This is a genomic window from Flavobacterium sp. CSZ (assembly GCF_015350725.1).
Taxonomy (GTDB): domain Bacteria; phylum Bacteroidota; class Bacteroidia; order Flavobacteriales; family Flavobacteriaceae; genus Flavobacterium.
In genome coordinates this window covers 139619-163125 of sequence record NZ_JADKPQ010000007.1, presented here as the reverse complement: position 1 = coordinate 163125, position 23507 = coordinate 139619, and the positions used below count along the sequence as shown (strand labels likewise).

At 34.2% G+C, this 23507-nt stretch carries 22 protein-coding genes; 18 read left to right on the top strand and 4 right to left on the bottom strand.

Annotated elements, in window-relative coordinates:
* Positions 1–322 precede the first annotated feature (322 nt).
* From trmD to uvrB, 13 genes are all read left to right on the top strand, one after another.
* Positions 323–1006 carry a tRNA (guanosine(37)-N1)-methyltransferase TrmD gene (trmD, locus tag IRZ78_RS10115; protein ID WP_194616419.1) on the top strand — a complete coding sequence of 228 codons (684 nt, stop codon included), beginning with the start codon at positions 323–325 and terminating at the stop codon, positions 1004–1006.
* A gap of 219 nt (positions 1007–1225) precedes the next feature.
* The gene (gene rplS, locus IRZ78_RS10110; RefSeq protein WP_194616418.1) at positions 1226–1576 is read left to right on the top strand and encodes a 50S ribosomal protein L19; all 351 of its coding nucleotides are present in this window, start codon (positions 1226–1228) and stop codon (positions 1574–1576) included.
* A gap of 283 nt (positions 1577–1859) precedes the next feature.
* Complete coding sequence (locus IRZ78_RS10105; RefSeq protein ID WP_194616417.1) at positions 1860–4082, top strand: NADP-dependent isocitrate dehydrogenase; 2223 nt, start codon at positions 1860–1862, stop codon at positions 4080–4082.
* A 208-nt stretch (positions 4083–4290) separates the two neighbouring features.
* The gene (locus IRZ78_RS10100) at positions 4291–6672 is read left to right on the top strand and encodes a TonB-dependent receptor (protein WP_194616416.1); all 2382 of its coding nucleotides are present in this window, start codon (positions 4291–4293) and stop codon (positions 6670–6672) included.
* A gap of 35 nt (positions 6673–6707) precedes the next feature.
* Positions 6708–7529, top strand: coding sequence for a DUF4249 domain-containing protein (locus IRZ78_RS10095; RefSeq protein WP_194616415.1), 822 nt, complete (start codon positions 6708–6710; stop codon positions 7527–7529).
* An 8-nt stretch (positions 7530–7537) separates the two neighbouring features.
* Positions 7538–8035, top strand: coding sequence for a GyrI-like domain-containing protein (locus tag IRZ78_RS10090; RefSeq protein ID WP_194616414.1), 498 nt, complete (start codon positions 7538–7540; stop codon positions 8033–8035).
* Positions 8025–8465 carry a DinB family protein gene (locus tag IRZ78_RS10085; protein ID WP_194616413.1) on the top strand — a complete coding sequence of 147 codons (441 nt, stop codon included), beginning with the start codon at positions 8025–8027 and terminating at the stop codon, positions 8463–8465. Before IRZ78_RS10090 ends, IRZ78_RS10085 begins: the two co-directional genes overlap by 11 nt.
* A 105-nt stretch (positions 8466–8570) precedes the next feature.
* Entirely contained in the window at positions 8571–9029 is a 459-nt protein-coding gene (locus IRZ78_RS10080; RefSeq protein WP_194616412.1) for a RidA family protein, read from the top strand.
* Positions 9030–9274: 245 nt separating this feature from the next.
* Positions 9275–9937: a thiamine diphosphokinase gene (locus IRZ78_RS10075; protein WP_194616411.1), complete on the top strand. Its 663-nt coding sequence runs from the start codon at positions 9275–9277 to the stop codon at positions 9935–9937.
* 293 nt (positions 9938–10230) lie between these two features.
* On the top strand, positions 10231–11178 hold the full coding sequence (gene rlmF, locus IRZ78_RS10070) for a 23S rRNA (adenine(1618)-N(6))-methyltransferase RlmF (protein WP_194616410.1): 948 nt from the start codon (positions 10231–10233) through the stop codon (positions 11176–11178).
* A gap of 78 nt (positions 11179–11256) precedes the next feature.
* The gene (locus tag IRZ78_RS10065; protein ID WP_194616409.1) at positions 11257–11487 is read left to right on the top strand and encodes a uroporphyrinogen decarboxylase; all 231 of its coding nucleotides are present in this window, start codon (positions 11257–11259) and stop codon (positions 11485–11487) included.
* An 87-nt stretch (positions 11488–11574) separates the two neighbouring features.
* Complete coding sequence (locus IRZ78_RS10060; protein WP_194616408.1) at positions 11575–12516, top strand: alpha/beta hydrolase; 942 nt, start codon at positions 11575–11577, stop codon at positions 12514–12516.
* Between the two features lie 213 nt (positions 12517–12729).
* Entirely contained in the window at positions 12730–14721 is a 1992-nt protein-coding gene (gene uvrB / locus IRZ78_RS10055) for an excinuclease ABC subunit UvrB (protein WP_194616407.1), read from the top strand.
* Here uvrB and IRZ78_RS10050 read toward each other — a convergent pair.
* Positions 14718–15119 carry an excinuclease ABC subunit B gene (locus tag IRZ78_RS10050; RefSeq protein WP_194616406.1) on the bottom strand — a complete coding sequence of 134 codons (402 nt, stop codon included), beginning with the start codon at positions 15117–15119 and terminating at the stop codon, positions 14718–14720. The two genes, uvrB and IRZ78_RS10050, sit on opposite strands and share 4 nt — an antisense overlap.
* Before the next feature lie 55 nt (positions 15120–15174).
* Here IRZ78_RS10050 and IRZ78_RS10045 point away from each other — a divergent pair, with 55 nt between their 5' ends.
* From IRZ78_RS10045 to IRZ78_RS10030, 4 genes are all read left to right on the top strand, one after another.
* The gene (locus tag IRZ78_RS10045) at positions 15175–15975 is read left to right on the top strand and encodes an alpha/beta hydrolase-fold protein (RefSeq protein ID WP_194616405.1); all 801 of its coding nucleotides are present in this window, start codon (positions 15175–15177) and stop codon (positions 15973–15975) included.
* Between the two features lie 21 nt (positions 15976–15996).
* Positions 15997–17007, top strand: coding sequence for a dipeptide epimerase (locus IRZ78_RS10040; protein ID WP_194616404.1), 1011 nt, complete (start codon positions 15997–15999; stop codon positions 17005–17007).
* Positions 17008–17012: 5 nt separating this feature from the next.
* The gene (locus tag IRZ78_RS10035) at positions 17013–18032 is read left to right on the top strand and encodes an aminotransferase class I/II-fold pyridoxal phosphate-dependent enzyme (RefSeq protein ID WP_194616403.1); all 1020 of its coding nucleotides are present in this window, start codon (positions 17013–17015) and stop codon (positions 18030–18032) included.
* 163 nt (positions 18033–18195) lie between these two features.
* Complete coding sequence (locus IRZ78_RS10030; RefSeq protein ID WP_194616402.1) at positions 18196–18660, top strand: DUF1456 family protein; 465 nt, start codon at positions 18196–18198, stop codon at positions 18658–18660.
* A gap of 149 nt (positions 18661–18809) precedes the next feature.
* On the opposite strand, the gene IRZ78_RS10025 is transcribed toward IRZ78_RS10030, so the two are convergent.
* Together IRZ78_RS10025 and IRZ78_RS10020 are read right to left on the bottom strand one after the other, a co-directional pair.
* Positions 18810–19514 (bottom strand): LytTR family DNA-binding domain-containing protein, encoded by a 705-nt coding sequence (locus IRZ78_RS10025; protein WP_194616401.1) that lies wholly within the window; start codon positions 19512–19514, stop codon positions 18810–18812.
* A 3-nt stretch (positions 19515–19517) separates the two neighbouring features.
* Complete coding sequence (locus tag IRZ78_RS10020) at positions 19518–20558, bottom strand: sensor histidine kinase (protein WP_194616400.1); 1041 nt, start codon at positions 20556–20558, stop codon at positions 19518–19520.
* Positions 20559–20778: 220 nt separating this feature from the next.
* Between IRZ78_RS10020 and IRZ78_RS10015 the strand changes: the two genes are divergently transcribed.
* Positions 20779–21582 (top strand): DUF5694 domain-containing protein, encoded by an 804-nt coding sequence (locus IRZ78_RS10015; RefSeq protein WP_194616399.1) that lies wholly within the window; start codon positions 20779–20781, stop codon positions 21580–21582.
* Between the two features lie 316 nt (positions 21583–21898).
* Here IRZ78_RS10015 and sucC read toward each other — a convergent pair whose 3' ends face one another.
* Positions 21899–23092 (bottom strand): ADP-forming succinate--CoA ligase subunit beta, encoded by a 1194-nt coding sequence (gene sucC, locus IRZ78_RS10010; RefSeq protein WP_035684436.1) that lies wholly within the window; start codon positions 23090–23092, stop codon positions 21899–21901.
* Positions 23093–23507: the final 415 nt, after the last annotated feature.

Below are 23507 nucleotides of genomic sequence, written 5' to 3'. Positions count from 1 at the left end.
TTTTGAGGACGAGCAGGAATGCAAAATGAAAATTGCAAGTAACAGAAGTATTTTTCTTATCCTAATAATTATTTTTTAAGTAATGATTTTACAATATAATATTAGACGAAAAGAGGCTTTATAAAATTACACAAAAACATTTTTAATTCACACAACACCCATGTATTTAACTGTCTAACAAATCATTAAGCCCTAAATTATTATATTCACAATTAGTGATCTGTATTTTAACTACTTATTAAGAATTCTCATTTTCCTTATCATTAAAATTCCAAAAATTAACTTTGTATCTTTGAGGCCTAGAACTATTTTAAGAGAAAAAATGCGAATTGACATTATAACGATTTTGCCTGAATTATTAAGAAGTCCCTTTGAGGCTTCAATTATGAAACGTGCCATAGACAAAGGTTTGGTCGAAGTACACTTTCATAATTTACGTGATTATACTACAAACAAACAAAAAAGTGTCGATGATTATCCTTTTGGAGGAGGCGCCGGAATGGTAATGACAGTTCAGCCAATTGATGCCTGTATAACACATTTAAAAAACGAACGGGAATACGACGAAATTATATATATGTCCCCTGACGGCGAGACGCTAAATCAAAAAATGGCCAATACTATGTCGATGTATCAAAACATTATCATTTTATGTGGACATTATAAAGGAGTAGATCAACGCGTACGCGATCATTTTATCACCAAAGAAATTTCGATTGGAGATTACGTTTTATCCGGAGGAGAATTAGGAGCCCTGGTTTTATCTGATGCTTTAATTCGGTTAATTCCCGGTGTATTGAGTGATGAAACCTCAGCATTAACAGATAGTTTTCAGGATAATTTACTTTCAGGCCCCATATATACAAGACCTGCAGATTATAAAGGATGGAAAGTCCCTGAGGTTTTAACCAGCGGTCATTTTGCCAAAATTGACAAATGGCGTGAAGATATGGCATATGAACATACTAAGAACAGAAGACCGGATTTACTTGAAGGGCATGATTAGTTTTCAGTCGCAGTCACAGTTTTCAATGAATTTGATTGCTTGATAAAAGCTGACACTGAAAACTAAGACTAATAACCTTTTTATCAACAAGTTAAAATAATTTATAATTTACAATTTATAATTCATAATTATTTTCTACATTTGCACCCGAATTAGACTAACCTCTGGCGAGATCCGTGAATGTTGCTCTATATAAAAAAACCATAATTACAAGATATCATGGCAGATTTAATGAAATTCGTTCAAAACGAATTAGTTGCTAAAAAAGATTTCCCTGTTTTCGGAGCTGGAGATACTATCACAGTTTACTACGAAATTAAAGAGGGTGAAAAAACAAGAACTCAGTTTTTTAAAGGAGTTGTTATTCAAAGAAGAGGTTCTGGTAACACAGAAACTTTTACTATCCGTAAAATGTCTGGAGCTATTGGAGTTGAGCGTATCTTCCCAGTAAACTTACCAGCTTTACAGAAAATTGAAATCAACAAAAAAGGAGCTGTTCGTAGAGCTAGAATTTTCTACTTCAGAGAACTTACTGGTAAAAAAGCTAAGATTAAAGATAAAAGAAGATAATCATTTATCTATTTGTTATAAAAAACTCGTTTCATATCATTTGAAACGAGTTTTTTTTTACGCCTTATTTTCAAAATATCAAAACTGTAATTTTTTAATACCAAAACAATCGATTTGACAATTTAAAGACGCCGTAATAACAATCTGATAATTTCGGCATTTATCAGGAAAACTATACCGTTTTCGGACTGTTTTTATTATATTTGCTCCGCTCATTCTGAGCCGACTATACCTTTTACATTGCTGCATCCTGGCAATACGATTATAAAAAAAAAAAAAAAAAATGACACAGAATTCAAAAATCTATTACACCTTAACTGATGAGGCGCCATTATTAGCGACTTATTCTTTTCTACCTATTGTTCAGGCATTTACTGCTACTGCTGGTATTGCAATTGAAACTAGAGACATCTCTTTGGCAGGTAGAATTTTATCAAATTTCCCGGAAGTTTTAACAGATGCTCAAAAAACTGGAGATGCTTTGGCGGAATTGGGTCAATTAGCGACACAACCTGAAGCGAACATCATCAAGTTACCAAACATTTCTGCATCAGTACCTCAATTAAAAGCGGCTATTGCTGAATTACAATCTCACGGTTACAAAATCCCTGATTTTCCGGAAGATCCTCAAAACGATGCTGAAAAAGAAACTAAAGCAAAATACGCTAAAGTTTTAGGCTCTGCTGTAAATCCTGTTTTACGTGAAGGTAACTCTGACCGTAGAGCTCCTAGAGCAGTTAAGAACTTTGCAAAAGCAAATCCACACTCGATGGGTGCATGGTCTGCTGATTCTAAAACTAAAGTGGCTTCAATGCCAAATGGTGACTTCTACGGAAGTGAGAAATCACTTACTGTTGCTGAAGCGAATGACGTAAAAATCGAATTGGTAGCAAAAGACGGTACAACAACTGTTCTTAAAGCAAGTACTCCTCTTAAAGCTGGTGAAATAATAGACAGTTCTGTATTGCACTTAAAAGCTTTAAAAAGCTTTGTTGCTGATGCAATCGCTGATGCAAAAAAAGAAGGTATTTTACTTTCTGTGCACTTAAAAGCTACCATGATGAAAGTTTCGGATCCAATTATCTTTGGCGCTATTGTCGAGGTATATTTTGCTGATCTTTTCAAAAAATATGCAACTTTATTTGCTGAATTAAACATTGATACAAGAAACGGTTTAGGTGATATCTATGCAAAAATTGCAGGAAGACCTGAACAAGCAGAAGTAGAAGCTGATATTACTAAAGCTATCGAAAACGGACCAGCTCTTGCAATGGTAAATTCTGATAAAGGAATTACAAACTTACACGTTCCATCTGATGTTATTGTTGATGCTTCTATGCCTGCAATGATTCGTACTTCTGGACAGATGTACAATAAAGATGGTAAACAACAAGACACTCTTGCTGTTATTCCGGATCGCGCTTATTCAGGAATTTATACCGCTACTATTGATTTCTGTAAAAAACATGGTGCTTTTGATCCTAAAACAATGGGAAGTGTTCCTAACGTAGGTTTGATGGCTCAAAAAGCGGAAGAATACGGATCTCATGATAAAACTTTCCAGATAAAAGCTGACGGAGTTGTTCGAGTAGTAGACAACAAAGGAGCAGTTTTAATGGAGCAAGATGTTGAAACTAATGACATTTTCAGAATGTGTCAGGCAAAAGATGCTCCTATTCAGGACTGGGTTAAACTGGCTGTAAACAGAGCTCGTTTATCTGATACTCCGGCTGTTTTCTGGTTAGACGAGAACAGAGCGCATGACAGAGAATTGATCACAAAAGTTCAAAAATATTTAAAAGATCACAATACAACAAATCTTGATATTCGTATTTTAAATCCAATTGCTGCTACAGAATTCACTTTAGACAGAATTATTAAAGGTTTAGATACTATCTCGGTAACAGGAAACGTTTTACGTGATTACTTAACTGACTTATTCCCAATCTTAGAATTAGGAACTTCAGCTAAAATGTTATCTATCGTTCCGTTAATGAATGGTGGTGGATTGTTCGAAACTGGTGCCGGAGGATCTGCTCCTAAACACGTTGAACAATTTACTGAAGAAGGATATTTACGTTGGGATTCATTAGGAGAATTTTTAGCTCTTGGTGCCTCTTTAGAGCATTTAGGACAAACTTTAGACAACTCTAAAGCAATTGTTTTATCTGAAACTCTTGACGAAGCTAACGACAAATTCTTAGCAAACGATAAATCTCCGGCACGTAAAGTGGGTCAGATTGATAACCGTGGTTCTCATTTCTACCTTGCTTACTACTGGGCACAAGCTTTGGCAGCTCAAAATAAAGATGCTGAATTAAAAGCAATCTTTACTCCAATTGCTGCTCAATTTGAAGCTAACGAAGCTAAAATCGATGCTGAATTAATTGGTGCACAGGGAAAACCTCAAACTCTTGGTGGTTACTATCAGCCAACTCCTGAGTTAGTAAGCAAAGCAATGCGTCCTAGTGCAACATTCAACGCAATTATTGCTGAAATAAAATAATCAATCCTAAAAGATGCATTTGTATCTTTAAGATCAATCATAAAAAAGACAACTTTAAAGGGTTGTCTTTTTTTTTGGAATTAAATTAAGAAACATTAAAGCCTTGAGAACCTGTAACAAAAAGAGAATATTCTTAACTAATGTTTAACAAACGTTCCGTAGTTATATTTAGTAAGAATTATTAACTATGTGCTTCAAATACAAGACAATGATTACAAAAAAAATTGGCCTTATTTTTATTCTCCTTATAACGACTTTGACTTCATTTTCTCAGGAAAAATTTACTTTAAGCGGAACCATTACTGACTTTAAAAACAATGAAACCCTAATTGGCGTAAATCTTTATATTCCTGCTTTAAAAATAGGAACTACTACCAATGAATACGGTTTCTATTCGCTAACTGTTCCCAAAGGCGAACATGACATCGAGATTAGTTATGTAGGTTATCAAACCATTCAAAAAACGGTTGTCTTAAATCAAAATACCAAAAACAATTTTGCAATTCATGAAGGTGGCCAAGAGCTTCAGGAAGTTGTAATAAAAGACAACAGAGGCAAAATCAATATTAAATCGCCTGAAATGAGTGCCAATAAACTCTCTATTGCCACCATAAAAAAAATGCCCGTAGTAATGGGCGAAGTCGATGTTCTTAAATCGATTTTGCTGCTTCCCGGAGTTACCAATGCCGGCGAAGGCGCTTCAGGATTTAATGTTCGGGGCGGTGGAGCAGATCAAAACTTAATTTTATTAGACGAGGCAACTATTTTTAACTCTTCTCACGTCTTTGGTTTTTTCTCTGTTTTTAATCCTGATGCCATTAAAGATTTAAAATTATACAAAGGCGGAATCCCTGCACGCTACGGCGGAAGAGCTTCATCTGTTTTGGATATTTATCAAAAAGACGGAAACAGTAAAGAATTTCATGTAAATGGAGGAATCGGATTAATTTCAAGTAGAATTCTTGCCGAGGGTCCAATTGTAAAAGACAAAGGTTCCTTCTTAATTGGCGCAAGAGCTTCGTATGCCCATTTATTTTTAAAATTGTCAGAAGATCAAAAAGACAACTCGGCTTATTTTTATGATTTAAACACAAAATTAAGTTATAAACTAAACGAGAATAACAGCTTGTATTTATCCGGTTATTTCGGTCGGGACGTTTTTAGCCTGAATAAAAGTTTTACCAATACATACGGAAACGCCACTTTAAACCTGCGTTGGAATCATTTGTATTCTGATAAATTATTTGCGAATTTATCTTTGATTTATAGTGATTACTATTATGGTTTAGACTTAGATCTTGTAGGCTTTAAATGGGATTCGGGAATCAAGAACTACAATATCAAATACGATTTCAAAAACTATATCTCAGATAAATTCAAACTGAATTACGGTGTAAACGGAATTTATTACCAATTCAATCCCGGAACGATCAAACCAAGTAACGATACATCAGGAATTAATCCGGATCAGTTAGAGAGAAAATATGCTTTTGAACCCTCTGTTTATCTTGAAGCAGAAAATCAGCTTTCGAAAAAAATTACGATTTCTTACGGATTACGCTATAGTCTATTTTATCGTTTAGGAGCTTCAACAATCAATTATTATGATAATAATGAACCAGTTATTTTCAATAGTAATATGCAGATTTATGAAAAAGCAACACCTACATCGACTAAATATTTCGGTAAGAATAAAGAAATTCAGAGTTACAATAATTTAGAACCACGGTTCTCAGCTTCTTATCAATTAAACGATGATCAATCGATAAAAGCGAGTTATAACAGAATGGCGCAATATCTTCAACTAATTTCCAATACCTCATCACCTACCCCGCTTGATGTCTGGATGCCAAGTGACAATTATATCAAACCACAAATTGCAGATCAGATAGCCTTGGGTTATTTTAGAAATATTAAGGATGGTGCATATTCTTTAGAAGTTGAAACCTATTACAAAAAAATTCAAAACAGATTGGATTATATCGATGGTGCCGATTTGATTGCCAATGACGCTATAGAGCAAGTTATCCTTAACGGACGTATGCGTTCTTATGGTGTAGAATTTATGATAAAGAAAAACGAAGGTAAACTCAATGGATGGATTTCCTATACGCTATCAAAATCACAACAACAAACTCCGGGAAGAACTCTTGAAGAGACCGGAATCAATAATGGACAATGGTACAATTCTCCTTACGATAAAACACACAATTTAGCAGTTACATCGGCTTATACCTTAAACGAGAAATGGTCATTTGGCGCTAACTTTGCTTTGCAATCGGGTCAGCCTGTTTCGTATCCAAACAGTCAATACGAATATTTAGGAATTACAATCCCAAATTACGGACAAAGAAACGAAAATCGTTTGCCGGCGTATCACCATTTAGACATTTCGGCAACGCTAACACCAAGAAAAAACAAAGACAGAAACTGGAAAGGCGAATGGGTTTTTAGTATCTACAATTTATACAACCGTCATAATGCCGCGTCTATCAACTTTCGCCAAAATGTTGACACCGGAGCCAATGAAGCTGTACAAACCTCTATTTTTGGAATTGTTCCTGCTGTTAGTTATAATTTTAAATTTTAAAACAACTTTCCCTAAAAAGAAACAAAAGATATATCATGAAAAAAGCAACCTTATTAATGGCACTTTTTATTTCGATTCTCCTGGCAAGCTGTGAGGAAGTTGTCGATGTTGATCTCGACACTGCACCTCCAAAATTAGTAATCGAAGCGGCTATAAACTGGCAAAAAGGAACCACAGGAAAACAGCAAACTGTAAAATTGTCTACCACAACGGGCTATTTCGAAAACGTAATTCCAACAGTTTCAGGTGCCACCATTTTTATAAAAAACAGCAAGAACGAACAATTTAACTTTGTCGAAGTTCAAAAAACCGGACGATATGTATGTGCAAACTTTACTCCTGTAATTGACGAAAATTACACCCTAACTGTAATCAGTAACGGGAATACTTATACTGCTACTGAAACATTAAAATCAGTGGCGCCAATTACCCGAATCGAACAAAATAACGAAGGTGGTTTTACAGGAAAAGATATTGAAACCAAAGCTTTCTTTAATGACCCAGCTGATGCAGACAACTTCTATTTATTTAAATATGTTTATTCTAACAAAGTTACATCTACTTATTATGTTAGTGAGGATAAGTTTTTTCAGGGAAATGAATTTTTCAGCTCATCAGATGATGACGAATTAAAAGCAGGAGACGAAGTCGAAATGACACATTACGGGATTTCAAAACAATACTATAACTACATGAGCATATTGGTAAGCATTGCCGGAAGCAATTCTGGCGGACCTTTTCAATCCCCTCCTGCAACGGTAAAAGGAAATATCATCAATACAACTGATAAAGCCAATTATCCGCTGGGTTATTTTTCTCTTAGCGAAATCGACATAAAAAAATACAAAATTCAATAATTAATATAATGGAAGCCAGAATTGAAATTTTATCCGAGAAAAAACTAATTGGCAAACACATTGATATGTCGTTTATCGAAAACAAAACGTTTCAATTATGGAGTTCCTTCATGCCAAAACGAAAAGAAATCAAGAATTCTGTTGATTCGAATTTATATTCACTCGAAGTTTTTCCCAACGGACATTTTGACAATTTCGATCCCAGTAACAGCTTTCAAAAATGGGCGGCAGTCGAAGTTTCTGATTTTGATACGATTCCTTCAGAAATGGAAACCTTAATAATCCCAACTGGATTATATGCTGTTTTTATACATAAAGGTCCCCAAAGCGAAGGACATAAAACCTATCATTCTATTTTTGTAGAATGGCTGCCAAATTCAGCATATACAGTAGATGAAAGACCCCATTTTGCCGTAATGGGAGATCAGTATAAAAAAGAAGATCCTGATTCTGAAGAAGAAATCTGGATTCCTATAACAAGTAAAATTCAAAGCCATGCTAATTGAAACCCTAAAATCACTCTTTAACCGTGACCTCAATAAATTAAAAGCTGAAATCGAATCCTATCAGGACGAAAATAAGATTTGGGCGGTTGATAAAAACATCTCGAATTCTGCCGGAAATCTTTGTTTGCATCTGATTGGGAACATCAATACTTATATTGGAGCAGAAATTGGAAAAACAACTTATATTCGGGATCGTCCTTTAGAATTTTCATTAAAAAACATTCCCAAATCAGAGTTAATAACCAAAATAGAAGAGACTATTGTAGTGGTTAATAACACTTTTGATAGTTTAACAGAAACTGATCTTGAAGCCATTTACCCGCAAATTGTATTCGAAAAAGAAATGACAACAGGTTTCTTTTTGGTTCATCTCTCCACACACCTGGCCTATCATTTAGGACAAATCAATTACCACCGAAGGTTGCTTTAGTTTAAAGACTGCGACTGAATACTAAAAAAACTCTCAACATATGTAAAGGTTTAGAAATTAGAATTAAGCAAACTTTGCAAACAATTAATTAAAAATTTCGAGAACATGAAACATTTACTTTTTACACTATTTTCACTTTGTGCCTTTACGGCAAAAGCACAAATGTTTAAAAATCCTGAACCACTATTCGATCCAACTCCATACGGTTTTAGCCACGCCTCATCCGTTTCTACACCAGGAGAATTCGTTTATATTTCCGGGCAAAGCGGAGGATTAGGAAAAGAACATACTTTAAGCAATGATTTTAGAGAACAAACTCAGGTTGCCTTAAAAAACATTGTAACGGTTTTAGACAGCTATAATCTAAAACCGGAAAACATCATGAAAATTACCATTCTCATCGTTAATCATTCACCAGAAAAACTAAAAGTATGGAACGAAGAAATCCGCAAAGTATGGAAAAACAAATCCTTCCCTGCCAGCACCTTAATTCCCGTTCCTAAACTTGCCATCGACGGAATGCAAATCGAAGTTGACGCTATCGCTTTTAAAGCATCAAAATAGTTTTTTTTACCATTAAGGTAATTAAGTTTGGATATCTTAAACACAAACCAGTTAAAATCCTTTTAATCTTAATAATCTGTGGCCATTAAGGCATTAAGTTACATTAAGCAGGAAAAACTTAACTTTCTTAATATCTTAATGGTAAAACAAAACATCACAACGATAAAAAAATCTAAAATCTAAAATCTAACCTCTAAAATCCTTTCCTTTCGTACATTTGCAGCACATTTCAAATCAAAAACTAAATGTCTTCACACCATATCGTACGCGACGACCAGGAACCCGCTTTAATTATTGCCAACGGAGCAGCATGCAACCCTGAATTATTAGGACAATTGCTCGAATGGTCGCCACTGGTTATCGTACTGGATTCAGCCATAGAAAGAGTGATTGATTTAGGCATAAAAGTCGATGTCCTTTTAGGAGATTTCGACCGTGGTTTTGATCCTGAAATTTACAAAACATCACAATATCCTATCGAAATTATACATACTCCTGATCAGGATAAAACCGATTTAGAAAAAGCATTTGATTACCTAATGGAGAGAAAAATTCCGGCCGTAAATGTAGTTTGGGCCACCGGTAAACGTGCCGATCATACCATTACCAACCTTACCAATATCGTTCGTTACCGCAATTTGCTTAAAATTGTAATTCTCGACGATCATTCAAAAATATTTTTGTTACCCACTAAATTCGAGAAATGGTATACCGCAAAAACGCCCATTTCATTGATTCCAATTGGAGTTGTAAACGGAATTAATTCGACCAATTTATTATATCCACTAAAAGATGACACTCTCACAATTGGCTATCGAACCGGCAGCAGCAATGCTGTTCTTCAGGATGGTTTGGTCAGCATTACCCACACCGACGGTGATTTGTTGTTAATGGAATGTATGGATTAATTATTTCATTAGAATAAAAGTCTCTAAAATTTTATTTAAACACAAAGAAACATAGCTTAAAATCTATAAAAAAGTCGTTTCACTCTAGCATTAAATCACAATAGCAAAGCTATGTGAGAAAGCGAGCTTTTTTTGTATCCTAAAATAACAACAGAAAAATCTATGTTTCTATGTGTTTAAATTCGCATTTGGAATTTGTTTTTTTTTTATTGGAATTTAGATTTTAAACATTGGAATTTTAAACACACAGACACTAAGAAAGGAATGACTATCTTTGCACGGAAATTTACAAAATGAAAGCAACAGAGAATTCCGAAAAAAACAATTTACATCCTCGAAACCTTCACCGTTCCCGTTATGATTTCGAACTTCTTATCGCGAATTGTCCTGAGCTAAAAGCTTACGTTGCGATCAACATTCACGGAATAGAAACCATTGATTTCAGTAATCCATTGGCTGTAAAAGCGCTTAACAAAGCTTTATTACAAACCTATTACGACATACAAAACTGGGATATTCCTAAAAATTACCTTTGCCCGCCTATTCCGGGAAGAACCGATTATATTCATTACCTGGCTGATTTACTTGCCGAAACCAACAACGGAATCATTCCGCAAGGATCTTCAGTTTTAGGTTTAGACATAGGAACAGGCGCCAATTGCATCTACCCTATTTTAGGAAATGCGATTTACGACTGGAGTTTCGTAGGAACCGATATCGATGAGAAAGCCATAGAAAATTGCAGTAAAATTATCGAGGCAAATCCAAAATTAATCGACGCTATAAGTTTACAACAGCAAACCGAAGCCCGATTTATTTTCAAAAATATTATCACTCCTGAAGATCGTTTTACCTTCACGATGTGTAATCCGCCTTTTCATTCTTCTGCCGAAGACGCAAATCAAAGTACCGTTCGTAAAGTTTCGAACTTAACAAAGGAAAGAAAAAAAACCAATCCGGTTTTAAACTTTGGAGGCCACAATGCCGAATTATGGTGTGATGGCGGCGAAATTGGTTTTATAACCCAAATGATTTACGAAAGCGCAAAATTTGCCATGCAAACTTTGTGGTTTACCACATTAGTTTCAAAAAGAGAAAACCTCTCGAGCATTTACAAAACACTTAATAAAGTAAACGCCTCTTCGATAAAAACAATCGATATGGCTCAAGGCCAAAAAACAAGCCGCATTGTTGCCTGGACATTTTTGAGTGAAAGCCAACAAAAGGCGTGGAAGTTTTAAAATACTGACTTTAAATACAAAACGTTGACTTTATTAATTGTTTTTAGTAAATTTATTACAAAATCAATTAATAAAATTATGGCAGAATATATTGGTTATCTCGCATCATTTTTTATTGTTGGAGGTTTTTTATTAAAAAATCTTAGAGCAATCCGATTCATTAATATGTTTGGCTGCATTTGTTTTGTAATCTATGGTATTTTTTTAAATGATTATAGAGATCTTAAACAATGGCTTTTACCTGTGATCATTCCAAATGCTATTTTAGCTTTGGTACAAGTATATTATTTATCATCAAAAAAAGCATAATCTTAAAATTATGATATTTTAAAACAAAATTTTGATACATAGTTGATTTACTATAATCGTAACTTTAGTCTCAAAATTGAATTTACTATGCCAAAATTATACTTCAGATTAGCAGTATTACTGCTTTTAATGACAAGTTGCGCTTCGAGTAAAAAAGCAAAATTTGACGATTACATTTTCAAAACCAAAAGCGAAAAACAAGCGTATATTAATTCTTATGACAAAGCCTTAAAACTTTGGAACATTCCTTATACTGAAGAAAACATCACAACCACTTACGGAACCGCTCACGTTATTATTGCGGGTCCCAAAAACGGAAAAGATTTGGTTTTACTCCACGGTATGGACGCCAGCTCTACAATGTGGTACCCAAACATTAAGCCTTTAGCCAAAAATCACCGCATATATGCCATCGATTTTATGATGGAACCCGGAAAATCAACATTGAGCTCAAAATCGCTTTCATCAGAAGATATCGTGATTTTGTACAATGAAATTTTCGATCATTATAAATTAAAGAAATTCGATATTGCGGGCGCTTCCCGCGGTGGCTGGATTGCGACTTTATTAGCGACTCAAAAAGGAAATTCAATCGATAAAATAGTATTGTTAAGTCCGGCACAAACCTTTAAATTTATAGATAAGGTCGGTAAAACAACTTCTGCCTTAATGCTTAAATTATTCCCAAGTGAAAAAAAATTCGGAAAGACATTAAATACTTTTTCAACTCATTCCGAAAAAATTAGTCCTGTTTACAAACGACAATTTTATCTGGCCAATAAATACGCAAAATCAAATTCAAGTATGCTCAAAATGCATCCGTTTTCTGATGATGAATTAAAATCGATCAACAATCCGGTTTTGGTTTTAATTGGCGATCACGATGTCATTAATTCCGAAGAAAGTCTGGAAAGAGCAAACAAATATTTAATCAAAGGCAAAACGCAAACGATAAAAGACGCAGGACATTTTTTATCCATAGATCAGTCAAAAATTGTAAATGATGCGATGATCAACTTTTTAGAATAGCCTTAAAAAGGTGTAGTCCCTAGGGAGATATATCAGGTTGCCATATTATTTTTTACCAACATTTAATCTCTACGAGATATTCTTTTAAGGATTTCAATATTTAGAAAAAAAACAATTCGCAAAAATTCGTGAATTCGTGGCAACATTTTTTTAGCTTTTATATAGAATTCAAACTTTGTATCTTTACAAAACTAATCTTTTCATCATTCAAAAATGAATTTCCAAGTATCCTCAGAGTATAGTCCAAAAGGTGATCAACCACAAGCAATCGAAAAACTTTCGAAAGGTGTCATCGATGGCGAAAAGTACCAGACATTATTAGGGGTTACCGGATCGGGAAAAACATTTACTGTTGCGAATGTTATTCAGGAAGTCCAAAGACCTACTTTGGTTTTGGCTCACAATAAAACTTTGGCAGCGCAATTATATTCTGAGTTCAAACAATTTTTCCCGAATAATGCGGTCGAATATTTTGTTTCGTACTACGATTATTACCAACCCGAAGCTTTTATGCCTGTAACAGGGGTTTTCATCGAAAAAGATTTATCCATTAACGAAGAGCTTGAAAAGATGCGTTTGAGCACCACTTCTTCCCTCCTTTCAGGACGTCGGGACGTTTTGGTTGTTGCTTCTGTTTCGTGTTTGTATGGTATTGGAAATCCAGTTGAATTTAAAAAAAATGTAATTGAAATAACAAGAGATCAGGTTATTTCGAGAACTAAATTACTTCATAGCCTGGTTCAAAGTTTGTACGCCAGAACCGAAGCCGATTTTAATCCGGGAACTTTCAGAATCAAAGGCGATACAGTCGAAGTATACCCAAGCTATGCCGATGATGCATTTAGAATTCACTTTTTTGGTGATGAAATCGAAGAAATAGAATCATTTGATGTGAAGACCTCACAAGTGATAGAAAAATTCAAAAGACTTACTATTTATCCCGCTAATATGTTTGTGACTTCTCCCGATGTACTGCAAGGTGCCATTTGGGAAATTCAGCAGGATTTAGTCAAACAAGTAGATTATTTTAAAGAAATAGGAAAACATCTCGAAGCAAAACGACTTGAGGAACGTACCAATTTCGACTTAGAAATGATTCGGGAATTAGGTTATTGCTCCGGAATCGAAAATTATTCAAGATACCTTGACGGAAGACAAGCCGGAACAAGACCATTCTGTTTATTAGATTATTTCCCAAGTGATTATTTGATGATTGTAGATGAAAGTCACGTAACTGTTTCTCAGGTTCATGCCATGTACGGAGGTGATAGAAGCCGTAAAGAAAATCTGGTGGAATACGGTTTTCGTTTACCAGCCGCAATGGATAACAGACCTTTGAAATTTGAAGAGTTTGAAGCCATACAGAACCAGGTAATTTATGTATCTGCAACACCGGCAGATTACGAATTACAAAAAACAGACGGTGTTTATGTCGAACAAATTATTCGTCCAACGGGATTATTAGATCCAGTTATCGAAGTAAGACCCAGTTTGAATCAAATCGATGATCTGATCGAAGAAATTCAGGTTCGCTGCGAATTAGACGAAAGAGTTTTAGTAACCACGCTGACTAAAAGAATGGCCGAAGAACTCGCCAAATATTTAACTAAAGTAAACATTCGTTGTCGTTACATACATTCTGAGGTAGATACACTGGAGCGTATCGAAATTATGCAGGATTTACGAAAAGGTATTTTTGATGTTCTTATTGGAGTAAACTTACTTCGTGAAGGTCTTGATTTACCAGAGGTTTCGCTGGTTGCGATTTTAGATGCCGATAAAGAAGGTTTTCTTCGTAATCACAGATCGCTCACCCAAACTATTGGTCGTGCGGCAAGAAATCTGAACGGAAAAGCAATTTTGTATGCCGATAAAGTTACGGCAAGTATGCAGCGAACCATAGACGAAACAGAATATCGAAGAACCAAACAGATCAATTATAATACAGAACACGGCATTACACCACAGGCTTTAAACAAAAAAATTGACAGTGCTTTTACTAAAAATCCTTTGGTAGAATACGAATTGGGTCATACACTATCTGTTGCTGCAGAACCTGAAACGGCGTATTTATCAAAAGCTGAATTAGAAAAAATGATCCGCGAGAAACGTAAATCTATGGAAAAAGCAGCAAAAGAACTGGACTTTTTGCAAGCGGCTAAGTTGCGTGACGATATCAAAAAACTACAGGAACAATTGGCTTAATTGTGTTGTTCCTGAAAAACTTTCAATAATACCGTAGGGTCAATTATAGCGTTTGGCGCGTTTTTCATTAAATCCAAAACACGTTTGGTTGCGTTGGGATTCAAACCCATTTCAATTGCGATTTGCTGAATGGCTTTGGCCTCTTTTTGGTGTAAAATACCATCGCAGTACATAATCAAGGCCAATCTGTAGAATTGCTGAATGCGCTGAAACTCAGATTTTATAATTTGAGTGGAATGTTCCTGATGAAATAAATCATGAAAAACAGCTAAATCAATACCTAATTCCTGAGCCACAAGCCACAAAAAATCATACTCTCTTTTGTGCAAATGCCCATCAACAGTAGAAAAAGCAATCATTTCTAAAAGTAAACTTCTCTTTTCTGTTTCGGTATTCATCAATTTATTATTTTTAGCTAAAATATTGTTTTTAAATCTAAAATGCAAAGAACTCATGATTAGAGGATTCTTCTTTTTTATAATGCTTTGGATAACCTCTCTGACAAGCGCACAAGAAAGTACCGCTTCAAAAAACGTATCTACTTTTACAATCGAAGCCCCTCAACTAAAAACCACCAAAAAAATCTGGATTTACCTCCCTAAGGATTATTCGGCTACAGCCAAAAAATACAGCGTGATTTATATGCACGATGCCCAAAATCTATTTGATGCAAAAACCTCTTTTTCCGGAGAATGGAATGTCGATGAAAAACTCGATAGCCTGAAAGCCCAGGTAATTGTAGTGGGAATCGAGCACGGAAATGAAAAACGCATCGACGAATTAACACCATTTAAAAACGAAAAATATGGCGGTGGAAATGCCGATAATTACCTAGATTTTATTGTAAAAACTTTAAAACCTCACATCGATGCAACCTACAGAACCAAACCAAAAGCCAAAAATACCATTATTATGGGAAGTTCACTTGGTGGATTGGTATCGTATTACGCGATTCTGAAATATCCGGAAACATTTGGCAAAGCAGGCATTTTTTCGCCATCTTTCTGGTTTTCTAATAATATTTATACTTTGACAGAACAAGCCACAAAAATCAAAACCAAAATTTATTTTTTATGCGGAGACAAGGAAAGCGATGATATGGTCAGAGACATGACCAAAATGGAACGGTTACTCGACACAAAACGCTGTTATTGCTTACATCTTACCAAATCTAAAATTGTAAAAGGCGGTGAGCATAACGAAAAGCTCTGGCGGGATGGTTTTGTAAAAGCAGTACTCTGGCTAGGATATTAAACAAAAACAATCAAACTCACAATGGAACTAATTTTAAGAGAATACAATCTAAAACTCAAACACACATTCACCATATCAAGAGAATCTATTGATTTTCAGCCCTCGTTAATTGTCGAACTCAGAAGCGATGGTTTTTCAGGTTTTGGAGAAGCAACTTCAAATCCGTATTATAAAACAACGGTTCCGATGATGATGCAGGATTTAGAAAAAATCAGAACTATTATCCAAACCACAGAAAATGAAACTCCTGATGTTTTTTGGGCAAAAATCTATCCGTATCTAAAAGGTGACATGTTTGCTTTGTGCGCCTTAGATCTAGCTTATAACGACTTGTACGCACGCAAAAAAGGTAAAAAATTATACGAATTATGGAATTATACTATCGAGAATAATCCCCTTACAGATTACACCATTGGAATTGCTTCGATAGAAAAAATGGTTTCGAAAATGCAGGAACTTCCCTGGCCTATTTATAAAATCAAACTGGGAACCAAAGAGGATATCGCTATTGTAAAAGAACTTCGAAAACATACCAATGCCATTTTTAGAATTGATGCCAATTGTGGCTGGAGTGTTGAGGAAACAATCAATAATGCCATTGAACTAAAAAAACTTGGCGTAGAATTTCTGGAACAACCCATGAAAGCAGACAATTGGGACGCGCATAAAGAAGTTTTCAAACATTCGGTATTACCCATAATTGCAGATGAAAGCTGTATCATAGAAGAAGATGTAGCCAAATGTTTCAACCATTTTCATGGCGTGAATGTAAAATTGGTAAAATGCGGTGGATTAACTCCGGGAAAACGCATGATTGAAGAAGCAAAAAAACTGGGCTTGAAAACCATGGTAGGATGCATGACCGAATCTACTGTTGGAATTTCGGCAATTGCGCATTTATTACCTCAGTTGGATTATGTAGACATGGATGGCGCTTTGCTTTTGGCAGAAGATATTGCAATGGGCGTAACGATAAAAGAGGGCGTTATTCACTATTCTGAACTTAACGGAACCGGAGTTACCTTAATCTAAATAGTATGAATGTCAATCAATTTCCCGATAGAATTATCAAAATCGACCAGGAACATTATTTGTATTTTGGAGGAACGGCTTATTTGGGATTACCCACAAATAAGGAGTTTCAGGAATTGGTGATCAAAAACATTCGCAATTGGGGAACGACTTATGGAAGCTCAAGAAGTGCCAATATAAAATTAACAGCTTACAAGAATGGTGAGACTTTTTTAGCCCATCATATAAAAGCCGAAAGTGCCGTTACGGTTTCATCCGGAATGCTGGCAGGAAAACTCGTAATTGATGCATTGAAAAAACAAACAGATTCTTTTTTTCATTTTCCCAATACGCATCCTGCGATTCAGATCAAGGATAGTTTACCTGTTTTTATAAATGGAAATATAAATCCTCGTTTGTCAGATTCTCAATCAGAAAAAATTACGGTTCTAACCGATGGGGTTTCAGGGTTTCAGACTAAAGCGATTGATCTGTCTATTTTGGCTACTATTTCTGATCATAAAGAAATTACGCTTCTAATTGATGAATCGCATTCCCTTGGAATTTTAGGTCAAAATGGCTGCGGGATTTATTCTGAAATCGATCTTCCTATCAAACGAAAAATCATGATTTCGTCTTTAGGAAAAGCATTTGGATTAAATGGCGGTGTTATTGCAAGTGATGTCGCTTTCATTAATGAGATAAAAAATCTGGACATTTTTATTTCTGCCGCTGGAATGAATCCTGCTTTTGTTCAGACTTTGGCTGATGCTGAATTGCTTTACAAAATGCAGCATCAAAAATTATTAGAGAATCTGAATTATATTGATCGAAAGTTAATTAAAAATCAAAGTATCAAATTTGATAAAAACTATCCTCTGATTTATTTAGAAGATGATAATCTGATCGAAACATTAAAAGCCAATAAGATCATTATTGCCAATTTTAAATATCAGCAAAATGCCAATAATCTCAATCGAATTGTAATAACAGCAAATCATCTTTATGAAGATTTAGATAAACTTGTAGGGATTTTAAATCAGTAAGATTCTAAAAATTAGCCACGAGTTGCACGAATTTCCATGAATTAAAATTTAATCGTATTACAATTATTGAAAATTCGTGCAATTCGTGGCAAAAAAGCTTCCCCAAACTCAATAAATTGTAATCAAATTAGTTTTAAAACGTACCTTTGTAAAAAATTAAACGATGACAAACAACGATATCCTAAAAAAACTTCGCGTGGCTTTGATGCTCCGTGACGACCAAATAGTTGAAATTTTAGAATTAGTAGATTTTAGAATTTCAAAATCAGAATTGGGAGCTTTTTTTAGAGCCGAAGATCATGAAAATTACATGGAATGTGGTGATCAGGTTTTGCGCAATTTCTTAAATGGATTGGTAATTCATTTAAGAGGCACGAAAGAAAACCCAAAAAACCCAAATGACGTTTTAGCAAAACATAAAGCTGAAATTCCTAAAAAAGACAGCACTAAAGAAAGACCTGAATTTAAAGCCAGTGCAAAAGATGCCGAAAAAGGAAGAGGCGACAAAGCACCTTCTAAAACAGGACCTGCAGCTAAAAAACCTTTCAAGAAAAATAATACGAAAACTGCACCTAAAGTACAAGTTGTAGAAAAAGTAGTATACAAAAACGGAAAGAATAAGAAATAAGGTTTTAATCGCAATGAGCGCTAAGAATCACGCAAAGTTCGCAAAGTTTTATTGATAAAGCTTTGCGAACTTTGCGTTTATATACAATCTTATGATTAAAAATCCTTGCGCTCTCTTTGTGGTTCAATGACCATTAAAACAAATTAGAATTATATTTTATTCTGATCAATTCGGTCAAAAAAAGCATCTTTATACGTTGCCCCTATTGGCAATTCTTTGCTATTAATAAAAACAGAAAAACTATCTGTAGATTCTATTTGTTTTAAGGCAATTACATAGGATTTATGTATTTGGATAAAATCTTTTTCCGGCAATGACTCAATTACATTTTTTAAAGACGAATGCGTTATAATTTGTTGCTTCAAGCTATGAATACAAACATAATTCTGAAGACTCTCTACATATAAAATCTCCTCCAAAAATAACTTCTGAAATTTATTTTTACCATCTGTTTTCACAAAAATAAACTCAGATGAGTTATTGCTTACAACCTCAGTTTTTGGTTCAGCATTAAGTTTAGAAACGGCCTTATAAAAGCGTTCGAACGCGATTGGTTTTAATAAATAATCAATCGCATTGAGCTCAAAACCTTCTAATGCAAAATCAGGATAAGCTGTTGTAAATATGATTTTTATATCCTTAGAAACAATCCTTGAAATCTGCAAACCTGTTAGTTGTGGCATTTGGATATCCAAAAAAATAACATCAACCGTTTGCGTATTAAAAAACTCTAATGCTTTTAACGCATCATTAAAAACCCCAACTTTTTCCAGAAAAGATACTTTTTCTATATAATTCTCCAGAATGCGGGTTGCTGGCGGTTCATCATCAACAATGATACATTTAAAGTTCATATCTTATTTTTTTAATGGTATTTTTAAATAGGTTTTAAAGGTATTGTTTTCTGCTGTTTTTTCAAGTATAAATTGATCTTTATAGGTATATTCTAATCTTTTGGTGAGGTTTTCAAAACCAATTCCGGTCGACGAATAATTCTCTCCTCCTACATTATAATTAAAGGTTGAAAGCTCTAAGAAACCTTCTTTTATTTTGATCGAAATAATGGCTCTTTCGTCCTTATTATTGAGTTTGGCGTGTTTAAAAACATTTTCGATAAAATGAATTAAAGCCGATGAAAGGATTTTTTCGCTCGAATAATTTCCTTCAATTTCAAAATCCAAATAAAGCTGATCTTCAAATCGTTTTTGCTGCAAATGAATGTAATTTTGCAGAAACTGAATTTCTTTAGAAAGCAAAACTTCCTCTTTTTCAGTCTCTGTAATCACGTAACGCAACAAATCTGATAATACTAAAATATCCGACGCCATTTTATCATCTTTCAAAATCAACTGACTATAGAAAGAATTTAGCGTATTGAATAAAAAATGCGGACTCACCTGGGATTTAAGCATTTGGAGTTGCGCTTTTTTATTCTCTAAGAGTAATTCCTGATTTTGTTTATACGCATTCTGAAATTGCCAAAACAAATAACTCAAAGAACTTAAAATTATAGCTGGTAATCCAAAGAAAAAATTATCCCGAATATAATATCCAATTTTACGTGTTTCCTCACCATAATTATGAATTCCGGTAAGTTCAAACACGACAACTTCCTGCAAAAAATAACGTGTTCCCGCAAAGATCAATAACGAAACAGTAATACTTAGCAAATACAGTAAAATTCTTTTTTTATTTAAAAACCAATCGCAAAATGTGTAGAAATTTAAAAGATAAACGATAAAAATAGACAGAACAAAACCAACATTAAAAAAGAAATACATACGGCTAAAAACAAAATCTATTTTTTGATTACTCACGGCAATATCCCACAGATAAAAGGTTAGAAACAATCCTAAGAAAAGAAGAATATGGTAATAAAAAGGGATTTTTAGCTTCATAATAATATCGTAATTAATTCAAAAATACAACTATGACTTTACATGAATATTATATTTATATAAAATGGCTCTTTTCTGTGATGAACGTTCAAAAACAATACACGAAATTTTTTGACAGCGAATTACCAATGTTTGTAATCCGGAATTTGGAGTTCATCAAAAACTAAAAATTCATCTCAAAAGCTCCTCTACATTTGTCATGAATTTAAAACAAATCATCATGAAAAAAATCGCTTTATTACTAATCATTACAATTGCATTGAACACTGTTGCTGCTCAATCAAAAAAGAAACAAATTTTATTATTGGGAACTTTCCATTTTGAAAATCCCGGACTTGACGTTGCCAAGGTAAATACCTTTAATGTAATGTCAGACAAGAGCCAGAAAGAACTGGAAAACATTACCAATAAAATTAAAAAGTTTGGACCGGATAAAATTTTCGTAGAATGGAATTATCAAAAACAAGACAGACTCGATAAATTCTACAACAGCAATACAGATAGTTTACTGCATATAAAAGCAGACGAAATCGTACAAATTGCATTACGCTCAGCAAAAAAACTAGGTCATAAAAAGCTATACGGAATTGACTACAACAACACCGACTTTCCTTATGATAGTTTAGTAAAAGCAATGACCGCTGCTAATCAGTTTGATTTAATTAAAAAGAACGAAGAGGAAATGAAGCAGTATGAAATCGATCAAAATAAAAAGATTGCCAAGTATTCTTTGACAGAGTTGCTTTTGGATCTTAACACAAAAGCATCGAACAAAGATAATATTAGATGGTATCTTGAAACAGCTACTAAAGGCGGTAAAAAAGAGGATTTTGTGGGAGCTTTTTTAGTATCTGAGTGGTACCGAAGAAACCTTTATATGTACGCTTTAATTCAGAAACTAACAGAAAGCAAAGACGATAAAATAATGGTTTTATTAGGTGCCGGACATACTGCTATGATTAGAGAATTTGTAGAACATAATCCTGAATTTGAAATTGTAGAATTGGCTACAGTTTTGAAGTAAAAGATAATTTAATCACAAAATTTGCAAGGCTTTACGCAAAGGTCGCAAAGTTTTTTTAGCCACAGATTAAAAGGATTTTAATGATAATAATTCGTGAATTCGTGGCGAAAATTTAACCACAGATAATACTAAGATTTATACTTGCATGGTGGTTACACAGAGTTCACAAAGCTACACTTACTAAAGCTTTGTGAACTTTGTGTAAAACTTTGTAAACTCTGTGGTAAAAAAAAATTCTTTGCGGTTAAATTAGTATTACAAAAAAAATCCCTCCGATCATCGGAAGGATTTTCTATATAATTGATTTCTTATTTGATTAAGAAAGTGCAGCTTTAACTTGATCAGCAGCTTCTTGAAACTGAACAGCTGATAGAATTGGCATACCAGAATTATCAATTAATTCTTTTGCAATTTCAGCATTTGTTCCTTGCAAACGAACGATAATAGGCACATTGATAGCATCACCCATATTTTTGTAAGCATCAACAACTCCTTGCGCCACACGGTCACAACGAACGATTCCACCAAAAATATTAATTAAAATAGCTTTTACGTTAGGATCTTTTAAGATAATTCTAAAAGCAGTTTCAACACGTTTTGCATCAGCAGTTCCACCAACGTCTAAGAAGTTAGCAGGCTCAAAACCAGCGTATTTAATCAAATCCATAGTTGCCATTGCAAGACCTGCTCCGTTTACCATACATCCTACAGTACCGTCAAGATCTACATAGTTCAATCCTACTTCTTTCGCTTCAACTTCGATTGGATTCTCCTCACGGATATCTCTCATCTCAGCATATTTTGGTTGTCTGTATAAAGCATTATCATCGATATTTACTTTAGCATCAACAGCCATAATTTTATTATCTGAAGTTTTCAAAACCGGGTTGATTTCAAACATAGAAGCATCAGAACCAATGTAAGCATTGTATAATGAATCGATGAATTTCACCATTTCTTTGAAAGCGTTTCCAGAAAGACCTAGGTTAAAAGCAATTCTTCTTGCCTGAAAACCTTGTAATCCAACAGAAGGATCAACTTCTTCAGTAAAAATTAAATGAGGAGTATGCTCAGCAACTTCTTCAATATCCATTCCACCTTCAGTAGAATACATAATCATGTTACGACCAGTAGCTCTATTTAATAAAACAGAAACATAAAATTCAGAAGTTTCACTTTCACCAGGATAGTAAACATCTTCTGCAACTAATACTTTGTTTACTTTTTTACCTTCAGCAGAAGTTTGAGGTGTAATTAATTGCATTCCGATGATTTGTCCAGCAATTTCTTCAACTTGTTGCAAGTTTTTTGCTAACTTAACTCCACCACCTTTTCCACGACCACCTGCGTGAATTTGTGCTTTTATTACGTGCCATCCTGTACCAGTCTCGGCAGTTAATTGTTTTGCAGCAGCCACAGCTTCGACTGCATTGTTAGCCACAATTCCGCGTTGAATGCGTACTCCGTAACTCGCTAAAATTTCTTTTCCTTGATATTCGTGTATGTTCATAATATAGAATTTGTCTGGTTCTGAATTTATTTCAGAATAAAAGTGCGACAAAAGTAGCAAAATTCAACTGAATAGTAAAATCTTTTTCAATTAAAAAACGTGTGAGATATTTATAAAACGTTTATTCTTTTTCAATGCAAAGAAATAGTTAACTAAACAATTTGTTAATATTAACTGAAATCCACTAAAACGTTTGATATTTAACAAAAACATCACTGTATTTACTAGCCTTACGGCGATTTTTCTTAATATATTTTAAGAGCCGTTATCATTTTATCAATTCGCAATGGTTAATATAATATTATTATCAATTAAGAAGCGTTTTTCTAATATTACAATAAAAATGTAAGTCGAATTACAATTCCACTACATTATATTTAACGAAATCTTTATTTTTGTAGAAAAAATATCAAGA

Excerpts from the sequence above, each read along its gene's own strand:
- IRZ78_RS10030 (WP_194616402.1), top strand. The coding sequence starts at position 18,196 with ATGACAAACAACGATATCCTAAAAAAACTTCGCGTGGCTTTGATGCTC.
- IRZ78_RS10065 (WP_194616409.1), top strand. The coding sequence starts at position 11,257 with ATGGCAGAATATATTGGTTATCTCGCATCATTTTTTATTGTTGGAGGT.
- uvrB (WP_194616407.1), top strand. The coding sequence starts at position 12,730 with ATGAATTTCCAAGTATCCTCAGAGTATAGTCCAAAAGGTGATCAACCA.
- IRZ78_RS10015 (WP_194616399.1), top strand. The coding sequence starts at position 20,779 with ATGAAAAAAATCGCTTTATTACTAATCATTACAATTGCATTGAACACT.
- sucC (WP_035684436.1), bottom strand. The coding sequence starts at position 23,092 with ATGAACATACACGAATATCAAGGAAAAGAAATTTTAGCGAGTTACGGA.
- IRZ78_RS10060 (WP_194616408.1), top strand. The coding sequence starts at position 11,575 with ATGCCAAAATTATACTTCAGATTAGCAGTATTACTGCTTTTAATGACA.
- IRZ78_RS10025 (WP_194616401.1), bottom strand. The coding sequence starts at position 19,514 with ATGAACTTTAAATGTATCATTGTTGATGATGAACCGCCAGCAACCCGC.
- IRZ78_RS10100 (WP_194616416.1), top strand. The coding sequence starts at position 4,291 with ATGATTACAAAAAAAATTGGCCTTATTTTTATTCTCCTTATAACGACT.
- IRZ78_RS10105 (WP_194616417.1), top strand. The coding sequence starts at position 1,860 with ATGACACAGAATTCAAAAATCTATTACACCTTAACTGATGAGGCGCCA.
- IRZ78_RS10045 (WP_194616405.1), top strand. The coding sequence starts at position 15,175 with ATGATTAGAGGATTCTTCTTTTTTATAATGCTTTGGATAACCTCTCTG.
- IRZ78_RS10090 (WP_194616414.1), top strand. The coding sequence starts at position 7,538 with ATGGAAGCCAGAATTGAAATTTTATCCGAGAAAAAACTAATTGGCAAA.
- IRZ78_RS10080 (WP_194616412.1), top strand. The coding sequence starts at position 8,571 with ATGAAACATTTACTTTTTACACTATTTTCACTTTGTGCCTTTACGGCA.
- rlmF (WP_194616410.1), top strand. The coding sequence starts at position 10,231 with ATGAAAGCAACAGAGAATTCCGAAAAAAACAATTTACATCCTCGAAAC.
- trmD (WP_194616419.1), top strand. The coding sequence starts at position 323 with ATGCGAATTGACATTATAACGATTTTGCCTGAATTATTAAGAAGTCCC.
- IRZ78_RS10050 (WP_194616406.1), bottom strand. The coding sequence starts at position 15,119 with ATGAATACCGAAACAGAAAAGAGAAGTTTACTTTTAGAAATGATTGCT.
- IRZ78_RS10095 (WP_194616415.1), top strand. The coding sequence starts at position 6,708 with ATGAAAAAAGCAACCTTATTAATGGCACTTTTTATTTCGATTCTCCTG.
- IRZ78_RS10040 (WP_194616404.1), top strand. The coding sequence starts at position 15,997 with ATGGAACTAATTTTAAGAGAATACAATCTAAAACTCAAACACACATTC.
- IRZ78_RS10075 (WP_194616411.1), top strand. The coding sequence starts at position 9,275 with ATGTCTTCACACCATATCGTACGCGACGACCAGGAACCCGCTTTAATT.
- IRZ78_RS10020 (WP_194616400.1), bottom strand. The coding sequence starts at position 20,558 with ATGAAGCTAAAAATCCCTTTTTATTACCATATTCTTCTTTTCTTAGGA.
- IRZ78_RS10035 (WP_194616403.1), top strand. The coding sequence starts at position 17,013 with ATGAATGTCAATCAATTTCCCGATAGAATTATCAAAATCGACCAGGAA.
- rplS (WP_194616418.1), top strand. The coding sequence starts at position 1,226 with ATGGCAGATTTAATGAAATTCGTTCAAAACGAATTAGTTGCTAAAAAA.
- IRZ78_RS10085 (WP_194616413.1), top strand. The coding sequence starts at position 8,025 with ATGCTAATTGAAACCCTAAAATCACTCTTTAACCGTGACCTCAATAAA.